Source organism: Streptomyces sp. NPDC006385, from assembly GCF_040612485.1.
Lineage (GTDB): Bacteria > Actinomycetota > Actinomycetes > Streptomycetales > Streptomycetaceae > Streptomyces.
In genome coordinates this window covers 68,725-84,164 of sequence record NZ_JBEXQG010000024.1, presented here as the reverse complement: position 1 = coordinate 84,164, position 15,440 = coordinate 68,725, and the positions used below count along the sequence as shown (strand labels likewise).

The window sequence follows — 15,440 nt, the reverse complement described above, 5'->3', positions numbered from 1 at the left end:
ATGTGGGCCGGGACCGGACCGCGCTGTCCGGCTCGAATCCCCGCCACCCTAGCGGCATCAGGGGGCGGGGCCGAAGCGTGCGTCCGCCTGCTGGACGGCCCCGCTCACCTGTGCGGACGGGGCGTCAGACGGGCTGCTCTCCTCGGGTCGGACCGCGGGTTACGCGGGCTGCTGGGCGGCCGCGATGCGCTCGTTGCGCAGTGCCTCGTACCAGCGGTCGTCGGTCGGCGGCAGCGCGTTCACGTCGAGCGCGAGCTTCAGCAGCAGGTCGGCGATGAGCGGGTTGCGCGCGAGCACCGGGCCGTGCATGTAGGTACCGAAGACGGTGTCGTTGTACGCCCCCTCCGTGCCGTCGCCCGTGCCGTTGCCGTTGCCGAAGCGGACCTGGGCGAAGGGGCGGGCGGTGGGGCCGAGGTGCGTGACGCCCTGGTGGTTCTCGAAGCCGGTCAGCGGGGGCAGGCCGAGGCGCGGGTCGATGTCGGCGAGCACGTCGCCGACGCACCGGGCTCCCTCACCGCGTACGGACACCACGTCGATCAGGCCGAGGCCCGGCTCGCGCTGCCCGAGGTCGTTGATGAACTCGTGGCCGAGGATCTGGTAGCCGGCGCAGACCGAGAACACGATCGCGCCGTTCTCGACGGCCCGGTGCAGACCGCCGTCCCGGCGCAGCCGCTCGGCCGCCAGGCGCTGCGGACGGTCCTCGCCCCCACCGATCAGGTAGATGTCGCCGGAGGTCGGGATCGGCTGGTCGCTGCGCACGTCGAGGCGGGCCACGTCGAGGCCCCGCTGGCGGGCCCGGCGCTCCACCACGAGGACGTTGCCCTGGTCGCCGTAGGTGCTGAGCAGGTCCGGGTAGATCCAGACGACCCGCAGACTGTTGTCGCTCATGAAGTCACTGTCCTTGTGAGTACGTCGTGCGTACGTCTGAGTCCGTCAGTTGCCGACGCGGCGGCGCAGGTCCTGGAACGCGGTGTAGTTGGCGATGACCTCGATCCGGCCCGGCGGGCACGTCTGCACGGCCTGGTCGAGGTTCTCGCAGACCTGGAACTGCTGGTCCGCGACCTCCAGGCGCACCGCGAGGTCGAGCTTGCGGTCGCCGATGACACAGATCGGGTGCCCGGTCAGCCGCGTGTAGTCGACGTCCCACAGCCAGGAGGTGTCGGTGCCGTCGGCGCTGCGCGCGTTCACGGAGAGGATCACCGGGGTCGGCGGCGGGTCGATGAGGGAGAACGTCTCGAGCCAGCCGGCCGGGTTCTTGGCGAGCAGCAGCCGCAGATCCCGGCCCTCGAACTGGACGACGTCATAGCGCCCCGCGACGGCCTGCACCTGGTACATGCGCTCCAGGGCGACCTGCGGCGGCACCCCGAAGACGGCGGCGACGGCGGCGGAGGAGGCGGCGTTGGCCTTGTTGGCCCGCCCGGGCAGCTGGAGGTGGATCGGCCAGGCGGAGCCGTGCGGGTCGAGGACGTGGTCCCCGGACAGCGCCCAGCTCGGCGTGGGACGGCGGAAGCCGCACTCGCCGCAGAACCAGTCGTCACCCGGCCGCTGCATCACACCACCGCACGACGGGCAGGACCAGGCGTCGTCCTTCCACATCTGCCCGGCGGCGACCCAGATCACATTGGGGGAGGAGGAGGCGGCCCACACGACGAGCGGGTCATCGGCGTTGGCGACGACCACGGCCTTCGAACCGGCGAGCCCCTCGCGCCAGTTCTCGGCGAGCATCCGGGTCTCGGCGGCGCGGTCGAGCTGGTCACGGGAGAGGTTGAGCAGCGCGATGCACTTCGGGTCGGTGTCCCGGGCGACCCCGGCGAGGTACTTCTCGTCGACCTCGATGACGCCGTACCGCGCGTCCGAGCTGCCCGCGAGCGCCGAGGTGATGCCGGCCGGCATGTTGGCGCCGAGCGCGTTGGACACGACCGGTCCGGCGGCCCGCAGGGCCTCCGCGATCAGCCGGGTGGTCGTGGTCTTGCCGTTGGTGGCCGACACCAGGACCACGTCCAGGTTCTGCGCGAGCCTGGCGAGGAGGTCGGGGTCGAGCTTGAGTGCCACCCGGCCACCGATCACCGAACCGCTGCCGCGCCCCGCGGCGCGCGATGCCGCCGCGACCGCCTTGCCCGCGGTCACGGCGAGCTTGGCCCGCGGCGTGAGCGGGTCCGAGTTCCCTGACATCAGTTCTCGATCCTCCTTGCGTACGCGCCGCGCCTCCGACTGCCGGCAACGTGGTGGTGGTCAGCCTATCGAGATCCATTCGCACTCCCGAATCGCCGTACCCTTGCGGCCATGCGAAACGCCTCCATTCCGGGCGCGCACGGGCGCGTCCGTCCCCTCACCCTGCTCGGCGACCCGGTGCTGCACGCACCCTGCGAGGAGGTCACCGACTTCGGCACCGAATTGGGGACGCTGGTGGAGGACCTGTTCGCGACGATGTACGCGGCGCAGGGAGTGGGCCTCGCGGCGAACCAGGTGGGGGAGTCGCTGCGGGTGTTCGTGTACGACTGCCCGGACGACGAGGACGTACGACACCTCGGGCATGTGGTGAACCCGCGGCTGGTGGAGGCGGACGGGGTGGTGATCCGCGGTCCGGAGGGCTGCCTGTCGCTGCCGCGGCTGGAGGCGGGCACGGAGCGCTACGACCACGCGGTGGTCGAGGGGTTCACGATGACGGGCGAGCCCGTGACGGTTCACGGCACGGGCTTCTTCGCCCGCTGCCTCCAGCACGAGTGCGATCATCTGGAGGGGCGGGTCTACGTCGATCACCTCACGGGGTGGCGCAGGCGACGCGTGCTGCGGCAGGCCGCGCGGGCGCCGTGGGGGCGCTGAGCGTCGCGTGGCCGCCGCTTCCTCGTGGCCGGTTCAGAACCCCGGGCCGCCCATCCTGTCCCCGGCCGCGGCGAGCCGACCCCACAGCAGGTCGGCCAGACTGCGCACCAACTCCGCTCGCGAACAGGGCCGTTCGCCGAGCCACCAGTCCCCGGCGGCATGCATCATCCCGACGATCCCGTGCCCCCACACCCGGGCCAGTTGCTGACTGTTGGGCCCCAGATCCAGCCGCTCCTCGATGACGGTGGCCAGCTCCTCGCCCATCCGGCGCAGGAGCGGCGCGCTGTGCTTGCCTACGTCGAACCCCTGGTCCCCCACCTGGCCGCCCTCGGCCGGATGCATCAGGAACCGGTACACCTGGGGCCGGGCCTCGATCGCCGCGAGGTAGGTGTCCAACGTGGCCTCGACCCGCTCACGCCGATCCGCGGGAGCGTCCAGCGCGGCGCGGAGTGAGTCCAGCAGGGCGTCGGTGTGTCTCTTGGCCAGGGCCGCGTAGAGTCCGCCCTTGTCGCCGAAGTGCCGGTACAGAATCGGCTTCGTGATACCCGCCTCGGCCGCGATCGCGTTCATCGAGGCCTGCGGGCCGTCGCGCAGCACCACCCTGTCCGCGGCCTCCAGCAGCTCGCGCCGACGGCGGTCGGCGGACCGCTGCTGATCGGTCCGCTGCGTGGTGTCCATGAGCTCTCCCCACCCGTGGTGAATCGATGACGCCTGCGCAAACTAGCACTCAGCCTGCCTCGACCATCGAACGGGCTGCCGACCGGTCATCGCGGGTTGACTTTACCTACTCGCTGGTAACAAACTAGGGTTACCGCTAGTAACAAGCATGCACGCAGTCATGCACGTACGCCGCTGGAGGGGACATGGCCGAGTTCACGATGGAGCTCAACGACGAACAGAAGGAGGTCCGGGACTGGCTGCACGGCTTCGCCGCCGATGTGATCCGCCCCGCGGCCGCCGAATGGGACGAGCGTGAGGAGACTCCCTGGCCGGTCATCCAGGAAGCCGCCAAGGTCGGCATCTACTCCCTCGACTTCTACGCCCAGCAGTACTTCGACCCCACCGGCCTCGGCATCCCCATGGCGATGGAGGAGCTGTTCTGGGGTGACGCGGGCATCGCCCTGTCGATCGTCGGCACCGGCCTCGCCGCCGTCGGCGTCCTCGCCAACGGCACCGAGGAGCAGATCGGCACCTGGGTGCCCCAGATGTACGGCGACGCCAACGATGTCAAGCTCGCCGCGTTCTGCTCCTCCGAGCCCGACGCCGGGTCCGACGTGGCCTCGATGCGGACGCGTGCCGTGTACGACGAGGCCAAGGACGAGTGGGTGATCAACGGCACGAAGACCTGGGCGACCAACGGCGGCATCGCCAACGTCCACGTGGTCGTCGCGGTCGTCGACCCGGAGCTCGGCTCCAAGGGCCACGCGTCCTTCATCATCCCGCCCAACACCCCGGGCCTGGCCCAGGGCCAGAAGTTCAAGAAGCACGGCATCCGCGCCTCGCACACCGCCGAGGTCATCCTGGACAACGTACGCGTACCGGGCTCCTGCCTGCTCGGCGGCAAGGAGAAGCTGGACGAGCGCCTCGCGCGGGCACGGGAGCGGGCCAAGGCCGGCGGCGAGCGCCTGAAGAACGCGGCGATGGCCACCTTCGAGGCGAGCCGCCCCGCGGTGGGAGCCATGGCCGTGGGTACGGCCAGGGCGGCGTACGAGGTCGCCCTCGACTACGCGATGACCCGTGAGCAGTTCGGGCGGCCGATCATCGACAACCAGGGGGTGGCCTTCCAGCTCGCCGAGATGCGCACGCAGATCGACGCGGCGCGGCTGCTGGTGTGGCGTGCCTCCTGGATGGCGATCAACGGCAGGCCGTTCACGGCGGCCGAGGGGTCGATGTCGAAGCTGTTCGCGAGCGAGACGGCGAAGAAGGTCACGGCCCAGGCGATCCAGATCCTGGGCGGCAACGGCTACACGCGGGAGTACCCGGTGGAGCGGATGCACCGGGATGCGGCGATCTACACGATCTTCGAGGGGACCAGTGAGATCCAGCGGCTGGTGATCGCGCGGACGTTGTCGGGTATGCCGATCCGGTAGCGCCCCGCGGCGCCTCACGGTGTCGCCCGCATCCGAGTCGATGGAGGACGTCGATGACGGCCAACCCCCTCGTACCCCTGATCGCTCGTGGCGAGGCGGACCGCACCACCCTCGCCTCGCTCGCCCTCGAACAGACCCGGGTGATCCCCGCCGACCGCCGCGCCTTCCTCCGTCTGGCCGAACGCGCGGTCCCCGGCGCCCCCGAGTCCGCCGCCTTCTTCACCCTGCTGGCCGAGGGCGAGGTGCTGGCGGGGGAGCGCCTGGGGGCGTTCGCGGCCGCGTGCGGGGTGACGGAGGCGCGGGCGGCCGCCTACGAACCGCTCTCGGGCTGCCAGGCTTACCCCTCGTACGTGGCCTGGCTGGCCCTGAACGCCTCACCACCGGAAGCGGCGCTCGCGCTGACGGCCAACTTCGCGGCCTTTGGCGGGTATTGCGCAACGATCGCCGGGGCGCTGCGCCGCCACTACGGCTTCACCGACGAGGCCTGCGCGTTCTTCGACTTCTTCGCGGAACCTTCCCCGGAGCTCGACCGGAGGGCGACGGCCGCGATCCGGGCGGGACGGGATGCCGGGCAGGTCGACGAGGCACGCGCGCGGGAGTACGGCCGCTTGCTCCAGTCCTACGAGGAGCTGTTCTGGTCGACGCTGCGGGGACCGACCTGCTAGCCCTACGGCGTACTCCCACTGCTGTGCGCGATGCACGCCACATCAATACGATCCGCAAGCTTCGCCAGCTCGATGGTCAACGCGGCCACCGTGTCCTCGTCGAGCCCCTCCCCGGCCTCGACAAGGTGCAGCCACCGACCACCCACCGTACGCAGCAGCTTGCTCACATCGGCCGCGGCCACCTGCAGGGTCCCGCGGTCGTCGACGATCAGCGGCAGAGTAACTTCGCGGTTCACACCCGGGATCGTAGCCGCGCGGCGCTCACGCACCGTGCCAAACCGTAGTGATGTTGCAGAACTCGCGGATTCCGTGCCCGGACAGCTCACGCCCGTACCCGGACCGCTTCACCCCGCCGAACGGGAACGCCGGATGGGAGGCCGTCATCCCGTTGACGTACACGCTCCCGGCCTCCAGGTCGCGTACGAACCGGTCGACCTCCGCCTCGTCCCGCGTCCACACGTTCGAACTCAACCCGAACGGCGAGTCGTTGGCGATCAGCACCGCCTCGTCGACGTCGGCCGCCCGGTACAGCGTGGCGACCGGCCCGAACGCCTCCTCCCGATGGATCCGCATCTCACGGGTGATGCCGGCGAGGACCGTGGGCGGGTAGTACCAGCCCGGCAGCTCGGGCCGGCGCAGCCGGTGGCCACCGCACAACACCGTCGCGCCGCCGCGCCGCGCGTCCTCCACCAGTTCCTCCAGGTCGTCGCGCCCCTTCTCGCTCGACAGCGGCCCGACCTCCGTCTCCTCCCGCATCGGGTCGCCGACCACCAGCGCCTTCATGCCCTCGACGAACCGCTCGGCGAAGGCGTCGTAGACGTCCGTGTGCACGATGAACCGCTTGGCGGCGATGCACGACTGCCCGGTGTTCTGCACGCGCGCGGTCACCGCGACCTGGGCGGCGCGGTCGAGGTCGGCCGACGGCATGACGACGTACGGGTCGCTGCCGCCCAGCTCCAGCACCGTCTTCTTGATCATCTCCCCGGAGGTGGCGGCGACCGCGCGGCCCGCGGGCTCGCTGCCGGTCAGGGTGGCCGCCTTCACGCGCTCGTCGCGCAGGATGTCGTCGACCTGCGCGGAGCCGACGAGCAGGGTCTGGAAGCAACCCTCCGGATAGCCGGCGCGGTGGAACAGGTCCTCCAGGTAGAGGGCGGTCTGGGGGACGTTCGAGGCGTGCTTCAGGAGGCCGACGTTGCCGGCCATCAGCGCCGGGGCCGCGAACCGGATCACCTGCCAGAGGGGGAAGTTCCACGGCATCACCGCGAGGACCGGTCCGAGTGGGCGGTAACGCACCCGAACGCGTGACGCGCCCGAGTCCTTCACGTCGGAGTCGGCCGGCTCCTCGTCGGCGAGCAGTTCCTCGGCCCGGTCGGCGTACCAGCGCATCGCCTTGGCGCACTTGGCGACCTCCGCGCGCGCCTGCTTGATGGGCTTGCCCATCTCGGTGGTCATCACCCGGGCGATGTCCTGCTGGTCCTCTTCCAGGAGATTCGCGGCCTGGATCAGCAGGCGAGCCCGGTCGACGAAGCCGGTCGTCCGGTAGGTGCGGAAGGTGGCCTCGGCGAGCTGGAGCCGGCGCTCGATCTCCTCCTCGCCCATGGCCTCGTACGTCTTGAGCGTCTCGCCGCTCGCCGGGTTCACCGTTGCGATGGGCATGACCGACCTCCTGGAAACGGGCTGATGCTTCGACCTTCGCGCGCGGCGGTGGGTACCGCAACGCGGGTACGGCTGCTCAGGCCGAGTGCTCAGCCAGCCGGTCGAGAAACGCGGCCTGGGCCGTGACGATGATCTGCCGCGCCCGGTCGACGGACAGCCACTCCACCCGGTCCAGCTCCGGGAACTCCTGGGTGCGGCCCGAGCGGGGCGGCCACTCCATGACGAACACGCCGGGGACGACCGTCGCCGGGTCGAGGTCGGCCTCGACCGCCCACACCGTGACGATCTTGCCGTTGCTCTGCCGGACCTCACCGAGGGGCATGGCCTCCCCGTCGGGCGGCGGCAGCCCCAGCTCCTCCTGGAACTCGCGGCGGGCCGCCTCCAGGGCGGGCTCGCCGGGTTCGTACTCCCCCTTGGGGACCGTCCACGCCCCGGCGTCACGCCTGGCGAAGAACGGGCCGCCCATATGGCCGAGCAGCACCTCCAGGCCGTCGGCGGTGCGGCGGTACAGCAGCAGGCCGGCGCTGCGCTTCGCGCGGGACGCGGTCACGGCTTCACCTCGGGGTGGGCGGCGAGCAGGGTCTCGACCGTGTCGGCCTCCTCCGGCCGTTTGTCCTCGCGGTAGCGCACCACGCGGGCGAAGCGGAGGGTGACGCCGGCCGGGTAGCGGGTGGACCGCTGAAGGCCGTCGTAGGCGATCTCGACGACGAGCTCCGGGTGCACGGTCACCCCCCACCCCTCGTCCTGCACGGCCAGCTCCTGGAGCCGTTCGGTCTGCCACGTCAGCATCGCGTCGGTCATGCCCTTGAAGGTCTTGCCGAGCATGGCGAAGCCGCCGTCCGCGGTGCGGGCACCCAGGTGGAGGTTGGAGAGCTTTCCGGTCCTGCGCCCGTGGCCCCATTCGGCGGCCAGCACCACCAGGTCGAGGGTGTGGACGGGCTTGACCTTCAGCCAGGAGGCGCCGCGCCGGCCCGCGCTGTAGGGGGCGTCGAGGGACTTCACGACGACGCCCTCGTGGCCGCGCTTCAGGGTCTCGGCGAGGAAGTCCTCGGCCTGCGGGAGGTCGTCGGGACCGGACACCAGCGCCCGGCGGACCCGCATCGGCTCGGGGACCAGGCGGGCCAGTTCCGCGTGCCGCTCCGCGAACGGGCGGTCGAGCAGGTCACGGTCGTCGACGGACAGGGCGTCGAAGAACACGGGCGAGACGGGGACCTCCCGGGCCGCCGTCGCCACGTCCACCCGCGAGCCGACGCGGCCGGCGGTCTCCTGGAAGGAGCGGGGGCGGCCCTCCTCGTCGAAGGCGATGACCTCGCCGTCGAGAACGAACCGCTCGCCTCGCAACTCCAGCGCGGTCGCCGTCAGTTCCGGCAGACGGTCGGTGATGTCGTCCAGGGTGCGGGTGTAGATCCGTACGGCGTCGCCGTCCCGGTGCACCTGGACGCGGATGCCGTCCAGCTTCTCCTCCACCGCGCAGGCGCCGAGCCTGTCGACCGCCTCGGCCACCGAGGAGGCGGAGTGCGCCAGCATCGGCAGGACCGGGCGGCCGACGGTGAGCCGGAAGCGGTCGAGGGCGGCGGGGCCGTCGGCGAGGAGGGCCTCGGCCACCGTCTGGAGCGACCCGGCGAGCATCACGGCCCGCCGTACGTCCGCCGGCGGTGCCCCGGTCGCCTGGGCCAGGCCCTCCACCGCCACCGCGTCCAGGGCGCCCTGCCGTACCTCGCCGGTGATCAGCCCGAACAGGAAGCGCTGCTCGTCCCGCGTGGCCGCGCCCATCAACTCGCCCACGAGACGGGCCCGTTCGGCCTGCGAGCCGGCGCCGGACACCTTGCCGAGCTCGGTCAGCCGGGCGTCCACCTCGCGCACCGTGAGGGTCGGCTCGGCGGCGGGGGCCACCGGGCGGCTCAGCACCTTCCAGCCGACGCCGAGCCGCCCCTGGGGCAGCCGTCCCGCCAGATACGGGGTGACGATCGGTACGTCCTCCGCCTCGGCGTCCCGGAACAGCTCCGCGAGCAGAGCGATCTTCCGGGAGCGCGCCGAGGTCGCGGCGACCTCCTGGGACACCTGGGCCAGCCGGGTCAGCAGCATGCAGCCATGGTGCAACGGAGGCGGGCGCTCTACACCCCCACGGCCGCGTCGAGGTCGGTCATCAGCAGTTCCCCGTTGACGGTGGCCCCCGCCCGGTAACCGCCCGCCGCCGCGTTCGCGACCTGCTCGGCGAAGCCCATCGCGTTGCCGACCGCCCAGACGCCCGGCACCGAGGTGAGCCCGGTCGGGTCGACCACCGGGTAGGAGCCGACGGGGGTCTCGCGCAGCTCTGCGCCGAGCTTCTCCAGCAGCCCGGTCCGCGGCACCGCCCGGGGCGCGACGAACAGCACCTCGCGCGCATGCGTCGTCCCGTCCGCGAGCCGCACTCCGGTGATCCGGTCGTCCTCGGTCACGAGCCGCGCCACCTCGCCGGGAACCACCTTCACCCCGGCCGCGGCGAGCCTGCGCAGGTCGTCGTCCGAGAGGTCGGACTCGGCGACCCGGTGCAGGAAGAAGGTCACGTCCTTCGACCACTGCGACACCATGAGCGCCTGGTGCACGCTCGTCGGGCCGGTCGCCAGCACGCCGAAGGCCCGGTCGCGGACCTCCCAGCCGTGGCAGTACGGGCAGTGCAGCACATCCCGGCCGAAGCGCTCGGCGACGCCGGGGACGTCCGGCAGCTCGTCCTTGAGGCCGGTGGCGACGACGAGCCGGCGGGCGTGCACGGTCCGGCCGCTCTCCAGGACGACGGCGAAATCCGCACCGCGTGTGACGTCCACCGCGCGGTCGCGGATGAGCTCGACGCCGTACCGCGCGATCTCCTCGCGCCCGACGGCCAGGAAGTCGGCGGGCGGCATGCCGTCCCGGGAGAGGTAGCCCTGCATGTGGGCGGCGGGCGCGTTGCGGGGTTCCCCGACGTCGACGACCAGGGTGCGGCGCCGGGCGCGGCCCAGGACGAGGGCGGCGGACAGGCCGGCCGCGCCGCCGCCGATCACGATCACTTCGTATGTCTCGGTCATACCGCCACGGTCACTCCGAGGGTGCGGGATTGACAAACGTCTTTGCTGATTCTGCAATACGTCCATGACTACCGATGACGTTCTCGCGGAGGTCGGACCGAGGCTGCGGCGGATCCGGAAGGACCGGGAGGTGACGCTCGCGGCGCTGTCCGAGGCGACCGGGATCTCGGTCAGCACCCTGTCCCGGCTGGAGTCCGGTCTGCGCAAGCCCAGCCTGGAGCTGCTGCTGCCGATCGCGCAGGCCCACCAGGTGCCGCTGGACGAGCTGGTCGGGACGCCCCCGGTGGGGGACCCGCGGGTGCGGACCAAGCCCCTCGTGCGACACGGCCGTACCTACTGGCCGCTCACCCGGCAGCCCGGCGGCCTCCAGGCATTCAAGGTGCTGGTGCCGCAGCGCAAGGAGGAGCCCGAGCCGCGCACCCATGAGGGCTACGAGTGGTTGTACGTGCTGTCCGGGCGGCTGCGGATCGTCCTGGGCGAGCACGACGTGGTGCTCACGGCAGGAGAGGCGGCGGAGTTCGACACGCGGGTGCCGCACTGGTTCGGGTCGACGGGGGAGGGGCCGGCGGAGTTCCTGAGTCTGTTCGGTCCGCAGGGGGAGCGGATGCACGTACGGGCGAAGCCCCGGCAGTCGTGATGCCCACTACTGTCCCGCGCCACCTGTTCCGCGGCTACCTGTTCCCTGATCGGCAAGCGACCGCTTAGTATGCGAACGACCCCGGTCAGACGAAGCAGTCCCCCGTGGAGGCCCCGCATGCAGGCATGGCAAGTGCACGAGAACGGCGAGCCGAGCGAGGTGATGCGCCTTCAGGACGTCGAGACGCCCACGCCCGGCGACGGCCAGGTCCTGCTGAAGGTGCGTGCCGCGAACATCAACTTCCCGGACGCGCTGCTGTGCCGGGGGCAGTACCAGGTCAGGCCGCCGCTGCCGTTCACGCCGGGCGTGGAGATCTGCGGCGAGACGGCGGACGGGCGCCGCGTCCTCGCCAACCCCGCGCTGCCCTACGGCGGTTTCGCCGAGTACGTCCTCGCGGACGCCGCCGCCGTCCTGCCCGCGCCCGACCCGCTGGACGACGCCGAGGCCGCCGCCCTGCACATCGGCTACCAGACCGGCTGGTTCGGCCTGCACCGGAGGGCCGGGCTCGAAGCCGGCGAGACGCTGCTCGTCCACGCTGCCGCAGGAGGGGTCGGCAGCGCGGCCGTACAGCTCGGGAAGGCCGCCGGCGCCACCGTCATCGGCGTCGTCGGCGGCGCGGACAAGGCCGCCGTCGCCCGGGAGCTGGGCTGTGACGTCGTGATCGACCGGCGCGGCGAGGACGTCGTCGCGGCCGTGAAGGAGGCCACCGGCGGCCGGGGCGCCGACGTCGTCTACGACCCGGTCGGCGGCGCGGCCTACGCCCAGTCCGCCAAGGTCGTCGCCTTCGAGGGCCGGATCGTGGTCGTCGGCTTCGCGAGCGGCTCGATCCCCAGCCCGGCCCTCAACCACGCCCTGGTGAAGAACTACTCGATCCTGGGCCTGCACTGGGGCCTGTACAACACCAAGAACCCGAAGCTGATCCAGCACTGCCACGAGCAGCTCACCGAACTGGCCGCCCGGGGCGCGATCAAGCCGCTGGTGAGCGAGCGCGTGCCGCTGGCCGGGGCGGCGGCCGCCGTACAGCGGGTCGCCGACGGCGTCACCACGGGCCGCGTCGCCGTGATCCCGGGACTCACCGAAGGAGGAGCGGCATGATCGACGCCGCAGAACTGCGCCGCCGTACGGCACAGTTGCTGGCCGCGCACCCGCCGGCCACGACCGACCGACTGCACTTCCTCCGGGCCCGCTTCGACGCGGGTCTCGCGTGGGTGCACTACCCCGAGGGCCTCGGTGGCCTGGGGGGACCGCGCTCCCTGCAGGTCGTCGTGGACACCGAGCTGGAGGCCGCGGGCGCCCCCGACAACGACCCCCGGCGCATCGGCATCGGCCTCGGCATGGCCGCGCCGACGATCCTCAAGTACGGCACCGACGAGCAGAAGCAGCGGTTTCTGCGGCCGCTGTGGACCGGTGAGGAGGTCTGGTGCCAGCTGTTCAGCGAGCCCGGCGCCGGATCCGACCTCGCGGCGCTCGGTACGCGCGCGGTCAGGGAGGGCGACGACTGGGTCGTCAACGGGCAGAAGGTCTGGACGTCCAGCGCCCACCTCGCCCGCTGGGCCATCCTCATCGCCCGCACCGACCCGGACGTGCCCAAGCACGCGGGCATCACCTACTTCCTCTGCGACATGACCGACCCCGGCATCGAGGTCCGGCCGCTGCGCCAGATCACCGGCGAGGCCGAGTTCAACGAGGTGTTCCTGACCGACGTCCGCATCCCGGACTCGCGTCGCCTCGGCGAGGTCGGTGACGGCTGGCGCGTCGCGCAGACCACGCTGAACAACGAACGCGTCGCCATCGGCGGCATGCGGCTGCCCCGCGAGGGCGGCATGATCGGCCCGGTCGCGAAGACCTGGCGCGAGCGCCCCGACCTGCGCACCCACGACCTCCACCAGCGGCTCCTCAAGCTCTGGGTCGACTCCGAGGTCTCCCGGCTCACCGCCGAACGCCTCCGCCAGCAGCTCGTCGCCGGCCAGCCCGGCCCCGAGGGCGCCGGCATGAAGCTCGCCTTCGCCCGTCTCAACCAGGAGATCAGCGGCCTGGAGGTCGAACTCCGCGGCGAGGAGGGCCTGTTGTACGACGACTGGACCATGCGCCGACCGGAGCTGGTGGACTTCGTCGGCCGCGACGCCGGCTACCGCTACCTGCGCTCCAAGGGCAACAGCATCGAGGGCGGGACCAGCGAGGTCCTGCTGAACATCGTCGCCGAGCGCGTCCTGGGCCTGCCGTCCGAGCCGCGCACCGACAAGGACGTCGCGTGGAAGGACCTCGCCCGATGAGCACCCAGAGCACACAGCCCGACCTGCTCTACTCGGAGGAGGAAGAGGCGCTCCGCGCCGCAGTACGGGACCTGCTCACCGACCACTGCGACGCGCCCGGCGTCATCGCGCGCACCGAGTCGGACACCCCGCACGACCCGGCGGCCTGGAAGGCGCTCGCCGACGGGATGGGCCTGGCCGGGCTGCTCGTCCCGGAGGAGAAGGGCGGCCAGGGCGCCACGCACCGCGAAGCCGCCGTGGTCCTGGAGGAGTTGGGGCGCGCGGTCGCTCCGGTCCCGTATCTGACCAGCGCGGTCGTCGCCACCGAGGCCCTGCTGGCCTGCGCGGCCGAAGGCGGCCTGCTGGCCGAGCTGGCGTCCGGGCGGCGGATCGGCGCCCTCGCCGTCGCGCTGAACGTCGCTCCAGGCAGCGCCTACAACGTCGTACGACACGAAGACGGGGCCCTGCACGGCGAGTTGACCGGCATCGCGGACGCGGCCGTCGCCGACACGCTGCTCGTGCCCGCGGACGACGGCGGGCTGTACGCGGTGGACGCGGACGCCGTGACCGTCACCCCGCAGGTGTCCCTGGACCGGACCCGGCCCGTGGCGACGGTCACCCTGGACGGTGCGCCCGGCCGGCTGCTGGGCGACGCCGAACCCGCCGTACGACGCGCGCTGCGCGCCGGCGCCGGGCTGCTCGCCTCCGAGCAACTCGGGCTCGCCGACTGGACGTTGAACGAGACGGTCCGCTATCTGAAGGACCGCAAGCAGTTCAACCGTCCTGTCGGCGGCTTCCAGGCCCTCAAGCACCGGCTCGCCCAGCTCTGGCTGGAGGTCGTCAACCTGCGCGCGGCAGCCCGGGGCGCCGCCGACGCGCTGGCGACCGGCGTGGACGCGGACGTGGCGGTCGCCGTCGCCCAGGCGTACGCGGCGCCCGTCGCCGTGCACGCCGCCGAGGAGGCGCTGCAACTGCACGGCGGTATCGGGATGACCTGGGAGCACCCGGTCCACCTGTACCTGAAGCGGGCCAAGGCCGACTCGATCGCCTACGGCACCGCCGGCGCCCACCGTGCGGCACTGGCCGAACTCGTCGACCTCCAGGCTCCCTGACGTACACCTGAGCGAACCACGCGGAAAGCCCGCCCGACCTGGGGCGGGCTTTTTCGTGTGCCTGGCCCGGGCGAAGTGAACATGGGGCGGCGGTTCAGCCAACTCCCCGCTCGGCTCTGCTGTTCGCGGCCCTCGGAATCGCATACTCGCAGCGGTCCCGTCCGGCCCCATCAGGGAGGCAGAGCATGGCCGTCACCACCCGTCGCAGAGCCCTCACCACCCTCGGCGCCGCCCTCGCGGGCACGGTCGCCCTGCCCGCCACCAGCGCGTTCGCGAGTGAACAGCAGCACCGCCCACGCCCGTTGTGGCGGGCGCACGCCCACAACGACTACGAGCACCCGCGCCCCCTCCTGGACGCCCTCGACCACCGCTTCGGCAGCTTCGAGGCCGACATCTTCCTGGTCGGCGACCAGCTCCTCGTCGCCCACGACCCGGAGGACCTCGACCCCGCCCGCACCCTTGAATCGCTCTACCTGGACCCGCTCGCCGCCCGCGTCAGGGCCAACCACGGCTCCGTCCACCGGGGCCACCGCAAGCCGGTCCAGCTGCTCATCGACATCAAGACCGAGGGCTCGTCGACGTATCTCGAACTGGACAAGCACCTGAGGCGCTACAAGCACCTGTTCACGACGTACACCCACGGCCGGGTGTTCCCGGGGCCGGTCACCGCCGTGGTCTCCGGCGACCGCGCCGCCCGGGCGCCGATGGCGGCCCAGAAGGTGCGGCGGGCCTTCTACGACGGCCGCCTCGCCGACCTCGGCAGCTCCGCGCCCGCCTCCTTCATCCCGCTGGTCTCCGACAACTGGACGCTCACCTTCACCTGGCTGGGCGTGGGCGCCTTCCCGGACGCCGAGCGGCGGAAGCTGCACGGCATCGTCCAGGCGGCCCACTCCCGGGGGCAGAAGGTGCGCTTCTGGGCCACCCCGGACACCGCGGGCCCCGCCCGGGACGCGCTGTGGCGCGAACTGCTCGCCGCGGACGTCGACTTCGTCAACACCGACGACCTCGCCGGTCTGGAGGCATTCCTCGACGCGCACCGGACCGTCTGAAACACGCCGCGCGCGGAACACCACACGTTCGGAGGACAGGTCAGCCGCCCGGATGAACCCTCCGCTACGCCACACTTGCGGCGCAACGCCGTGTATCAGGACAAGGCGGCGT

General features: G+C 72.0%; 16 protein-coding genes. 8 read left to right on the top strand and 8 right to left on the bottom strand.

What is annotated here, in order from left to right:
• Nucleotides 1–159 precede the first annotated feature (159 nt).
• Nucleotides 160–888 (bottom strand): glutamine amidotransferase, encoded by a 729-nt coding sequence (locus tag ABZ078_RS20405; RefSeq protein ID WP_356577150.1) that lies wholly within the window; start codon nucleotides 886–888, stop codon nucleotides 160–162.
• A gap of 45 nt (nucleotides 889–933) precedes the next feature.
• Complete coding sequence (locus ABZ078_RS20400; protein WP_356577148.1) at nucleotides 934–2,172, bottom strand: MurT ligase domain-containing protein; 1,239 nt, start codon at nucleotides 2,170–2,172, stop codon at nucleotides 934–936.
• 111 nt (nucleotides 2,173–2,283) lie between these two features.
• On the opposite strand from ABZ078_RS20400, the gene def reads away from it, so the two are divergent.
• Complete coding sequence (gene def, locus ABZ078_RS20395) at nucleotides 2,284–2,823, top strand: peptide deformylase (protein WP_356577146.1); 540 nt, start codon at nucleotides 2,284–2,286, stop codon at nucleotides 2,821–2,823.
• 33 nt (nucleotides 2,824–2,856) lie between these two features.
• Here def and ABZ078_RS20390 read toward each other — a convergent pair whose 3' ends face one another.
• Nucleotides 2,857–3,501 (bottom strand): TetR family transcriptional regulator, encoded by a 645-nt coding sequence (locus ABZ078_RS20390; protein ID WP_356577144.1) that lies wholly within the window; start codon nucleotides 3,499–3,501, stop codon nucleotides 2,857–2,859.
• Between the two features lie 185 nt (nucleotides 3,502–3,686).
• On the opposite strand from ABZ078_RS20390, the gene ABZ078_RS20385 reads away from it, so the two are divergent.
• Nucleotides 3,687–4,913 (top strand): acyl-CoA dehydrogenase family protein, encoded by a 1,227-nt coding sequence (locus ABZ078_RS20385; protein ID WP_356577142.1) that lies wholly within the window; start codon nucleotides 3,687–3,689, stop codon nucleotides 4,911–4,913.
• Between the two features lie 53 nt (nucleotides 4,914–4,966).
• Nucleotides 4,967–5,578 (top strand): transcriptional regulator, encoded by a 612-nt coding sequence (locus ABZ078_RS20380; RefSeq protein WP_356577140.1) that lies wholly within the window; start codon nucleotides 4,967–4,969, stop codon nucleotides 5,576–5,578.
• A 2-nt stretch (nucleotides 5,579–5,580) separates the two neighbouring features.
• Here ABZ078_RS20380 and ABZ078_RS20375 read toward each other — a convergent pair whose 3' ends face one another.
• The 5 genes from ABZ078_RS20375 to ABZ078_RS20355 form a co-directional block, all read right to left on the bottom strand.
• Entirely contained in the window at nucleotides 5,581–5,814 is a 234-nt protein-coding gene (locus ABZ078_RS20375) for a DUF6213 family protein (protein WP_356577138.1), read from the bottom strand.
• Between the two features lie 25 nt (nucleotides 5,815–5,839).
• Nucleotides 5,840–7,234 (bottom strand): NADP-dependent succinic semialdehyde dehydrogenase, encoded by a 1,395-nt coding sequence (locus tag ABZ078_RS20370; protein ID WP_356577136.1) that lies wholly within the window; start codon nucleotides 7,232–7,234, stop codon nucleotides 5,840–5,842.
• A 76-nt stretch (nucleotides 7,235–7,310) separates the two neighbouring features.
• Entirely contained in the window at nucleotides 7,311–7,784 is a 474-nt protein-coding gene (locus ABZ078_RS20365) for an NUDIX domain-containing protein (RefSeq protein WP_356577134.1), read from the bottom strand.
• Nucleotides 7,781–9,319, bottom strand: coding sequence for an ATP-dependent DNA ligase (locus ABZ078_RS20360; RefSeq protein ID WP_356577132.1), 1,539 nt, complete (start codon nucleotides 9,317–9,319; stop codon nucleotides 7,781–7,783). The genes ABZ078_RS20365 and ABZ078_RS20360 overlap by 4 nt, the downstream gene beginning before the upstream one ends.
• Before the next feature lie 29 nt (nucleotides 9,320–9,348).
• Nucleotides 9,349–10,278, bottom strand: coding sequence for an NAD(P)/FAD-dependent oxidoreductase (locus tag ABZ078_RS20355; protein WP_356577131.1), 930 nt, complete (start codon nucleotides 10,276–10,278; stop codon nucleotides 9,349–9,351).
• 64 nt (nucleotides 10,279–10,342) lie between these two features.
• On the opposite strand from ABZ078_RS20355, the gene ABZ078_RS20350 reads away from it, so the two are divergent.
• From ABZ078_RS20350 to ABZ078_RS20330, 5 genes are all read left to right on the top strand, one after another.
• Nucleotides 10,343–10,915, top strand: coding sequence for an XRE family transcriptional regulator (locus tag ABZ078_RS20350; protein ID WP_356577129.1), 573 nt, complete (start codon nucleotides 10,343–10,345; stop codon nucleotides 10,913–10,915).
• Nucleotides 10,916–11,032: 117 nt separating this feature from the next.
• The gene (locus tag ABZ078_RS20345; protein WP_356577128.1) at nucleotides 11,033–12,010 is read left to right on the top strand and encodes an NADPH:quinone oxidoreductase family protein; all 978 of its coding nucleotides are present in this window, start codon (nucleotides 11,033–11,035) and stop codon (nucleotides 12,008–12,010) included.
• A complete protein-coding gene (locus tag ABZ078_RS20340) occupies nucleotides 12,007–13,188 on the top strand; it encodes an acyl-CoA dehydrogenase family protein (protein WP_356577126.1) in 1,182 nt (393 codons plus the stop codon). Before ABZ078_RS20345 ends, ABZ078_RS20340 begins: the two co-directional genes overlap by 4 nt.
• Nucleotides 13,185–14,279, top strand: coding sequence for an acyl-CoA dehydrogenase family protein (locus ABZ078_RS20335; protein WP_356577124.1), 1,095 nt, complete (start codon nucleotides 13,185–13,187; stop codon nucleotides 14,277–14,279). Before ABZ078_RS20340 ends, ABZ078_RS20335 begins: the two co-directional genes overlap by 4 nt.
• A gap of 185 nt (nucleotides 14,280–14,464) precedes the next feature.
• Nucleotides 14,465–15,328, top strand: coding sequence for a phosphatidylinositol-specific phospholipase C/glycerophosphodiester phosphodiesterase family protein (locus ABZ078_RS20330; protein WP_356577122.1), 864 nt, complete (start codon nucleotides 14,465–14,467; stop codon nucleotides 15,326–15,328).
• Nucleotides 15,329–15,440 lie beyond the last annotated feature (112 nt).

Coding starts and splice junctions, on each gene's coding strand:
- ABZ078_RS20405 (WP_356577150.1), bottom strand. CDS start 888: ATGAGCGACAACAGTCTGCGGGTCGTCTGGATCTACCCGGACCTGCTC.
- ABZ078_RS20400 (WP_356577148.1), bottom strand. CDS start 2,172: ATGTCAGGGAACTCGGACCCGCTCACGCCGCGGGCCAAGCTCGCCGTG.
- def (WP_356577146.1), top strand. CDS start 2,284: ATGCGAAACGCCTCCATTCCGGGCGCGCACGGGCGCGTCCGTCCCCTC.
- ABZ078_RS20390 (WP_356577144.1), bottom strand. CDS start 3,501: ATGGACACCACGCAGCGGACCGATCAGCAGCGGTCCGCCGACCGCCGT.
- ABZ078_RS20385 (WP_356577142.1), top strand. CDS start 3,687: ATGGCCGAGTTCACGATGGAGCTCAACGACGAACAGAAGGAGGTCCGG.
- ABZ078_RS20380 (WP_356577140.1), top strand. CDS start 4,967: ATGACGGCCAACCCCCTCGTACCCCTGATCGCTCGTGGCGAGGCGGAC.
- ABZ078_RS20370 (WP_356577136.1), bottom strand. CDS start 7,234: ATGCCCATCGCAACGGTGAACCCGGCGAGCGGCGAGACGCTCAAGACG.
- ABZ078_RS20360 (WP_356577132.1), bottom strand. CDS start 9,319: ATGCTGCTGACCCGGCTGGCCCAGGTGTCCCAGGAGGTCGCCGCGACC.
- ABZ078_RS20355 (WP_356577131.1), bottom strand. CDS start 10,278: ATGACCGAGACATACGAAGTGATCGTGATCGGCGGCGGCGCGGCCGGC.
- ABZ078_RS20350 (WP_356577129.1), top strand. CDS start 10,343: ATGACTACCGATGACGTTCTCGCGGAGGTCGGACCGAGGCTGCGGCGG.
- ABZ078_RS20345 (WP_356577128.1), top strand. CDS start 11,033: ATGCAGGCATGGCAAGTGCACGAGAACGGCGAGCCGAGCGAGGTGATG.
- ABZ078_RS20340 (WP_356577126.1), top strand. CDS start 12,007: ATGATCGACGCCGCAGAACTGCGCCGCCGTACGGCACAGTTGCTGGCC.
- ABZ078_RS20335 (WP_356577124.1), top strand. CDS start 13,185: ATGAGCACCCAGAGCACACAGCCCGACCTGCTCTACTCGGAGGAGGAA.
- ABZ078_RS20330 (WP_356577122.1), top strand. CDS start 14,465: ATGGCCGTCACCACCCGTCGCAGAGCCCTCACCACCCTCGGCGCCGCC.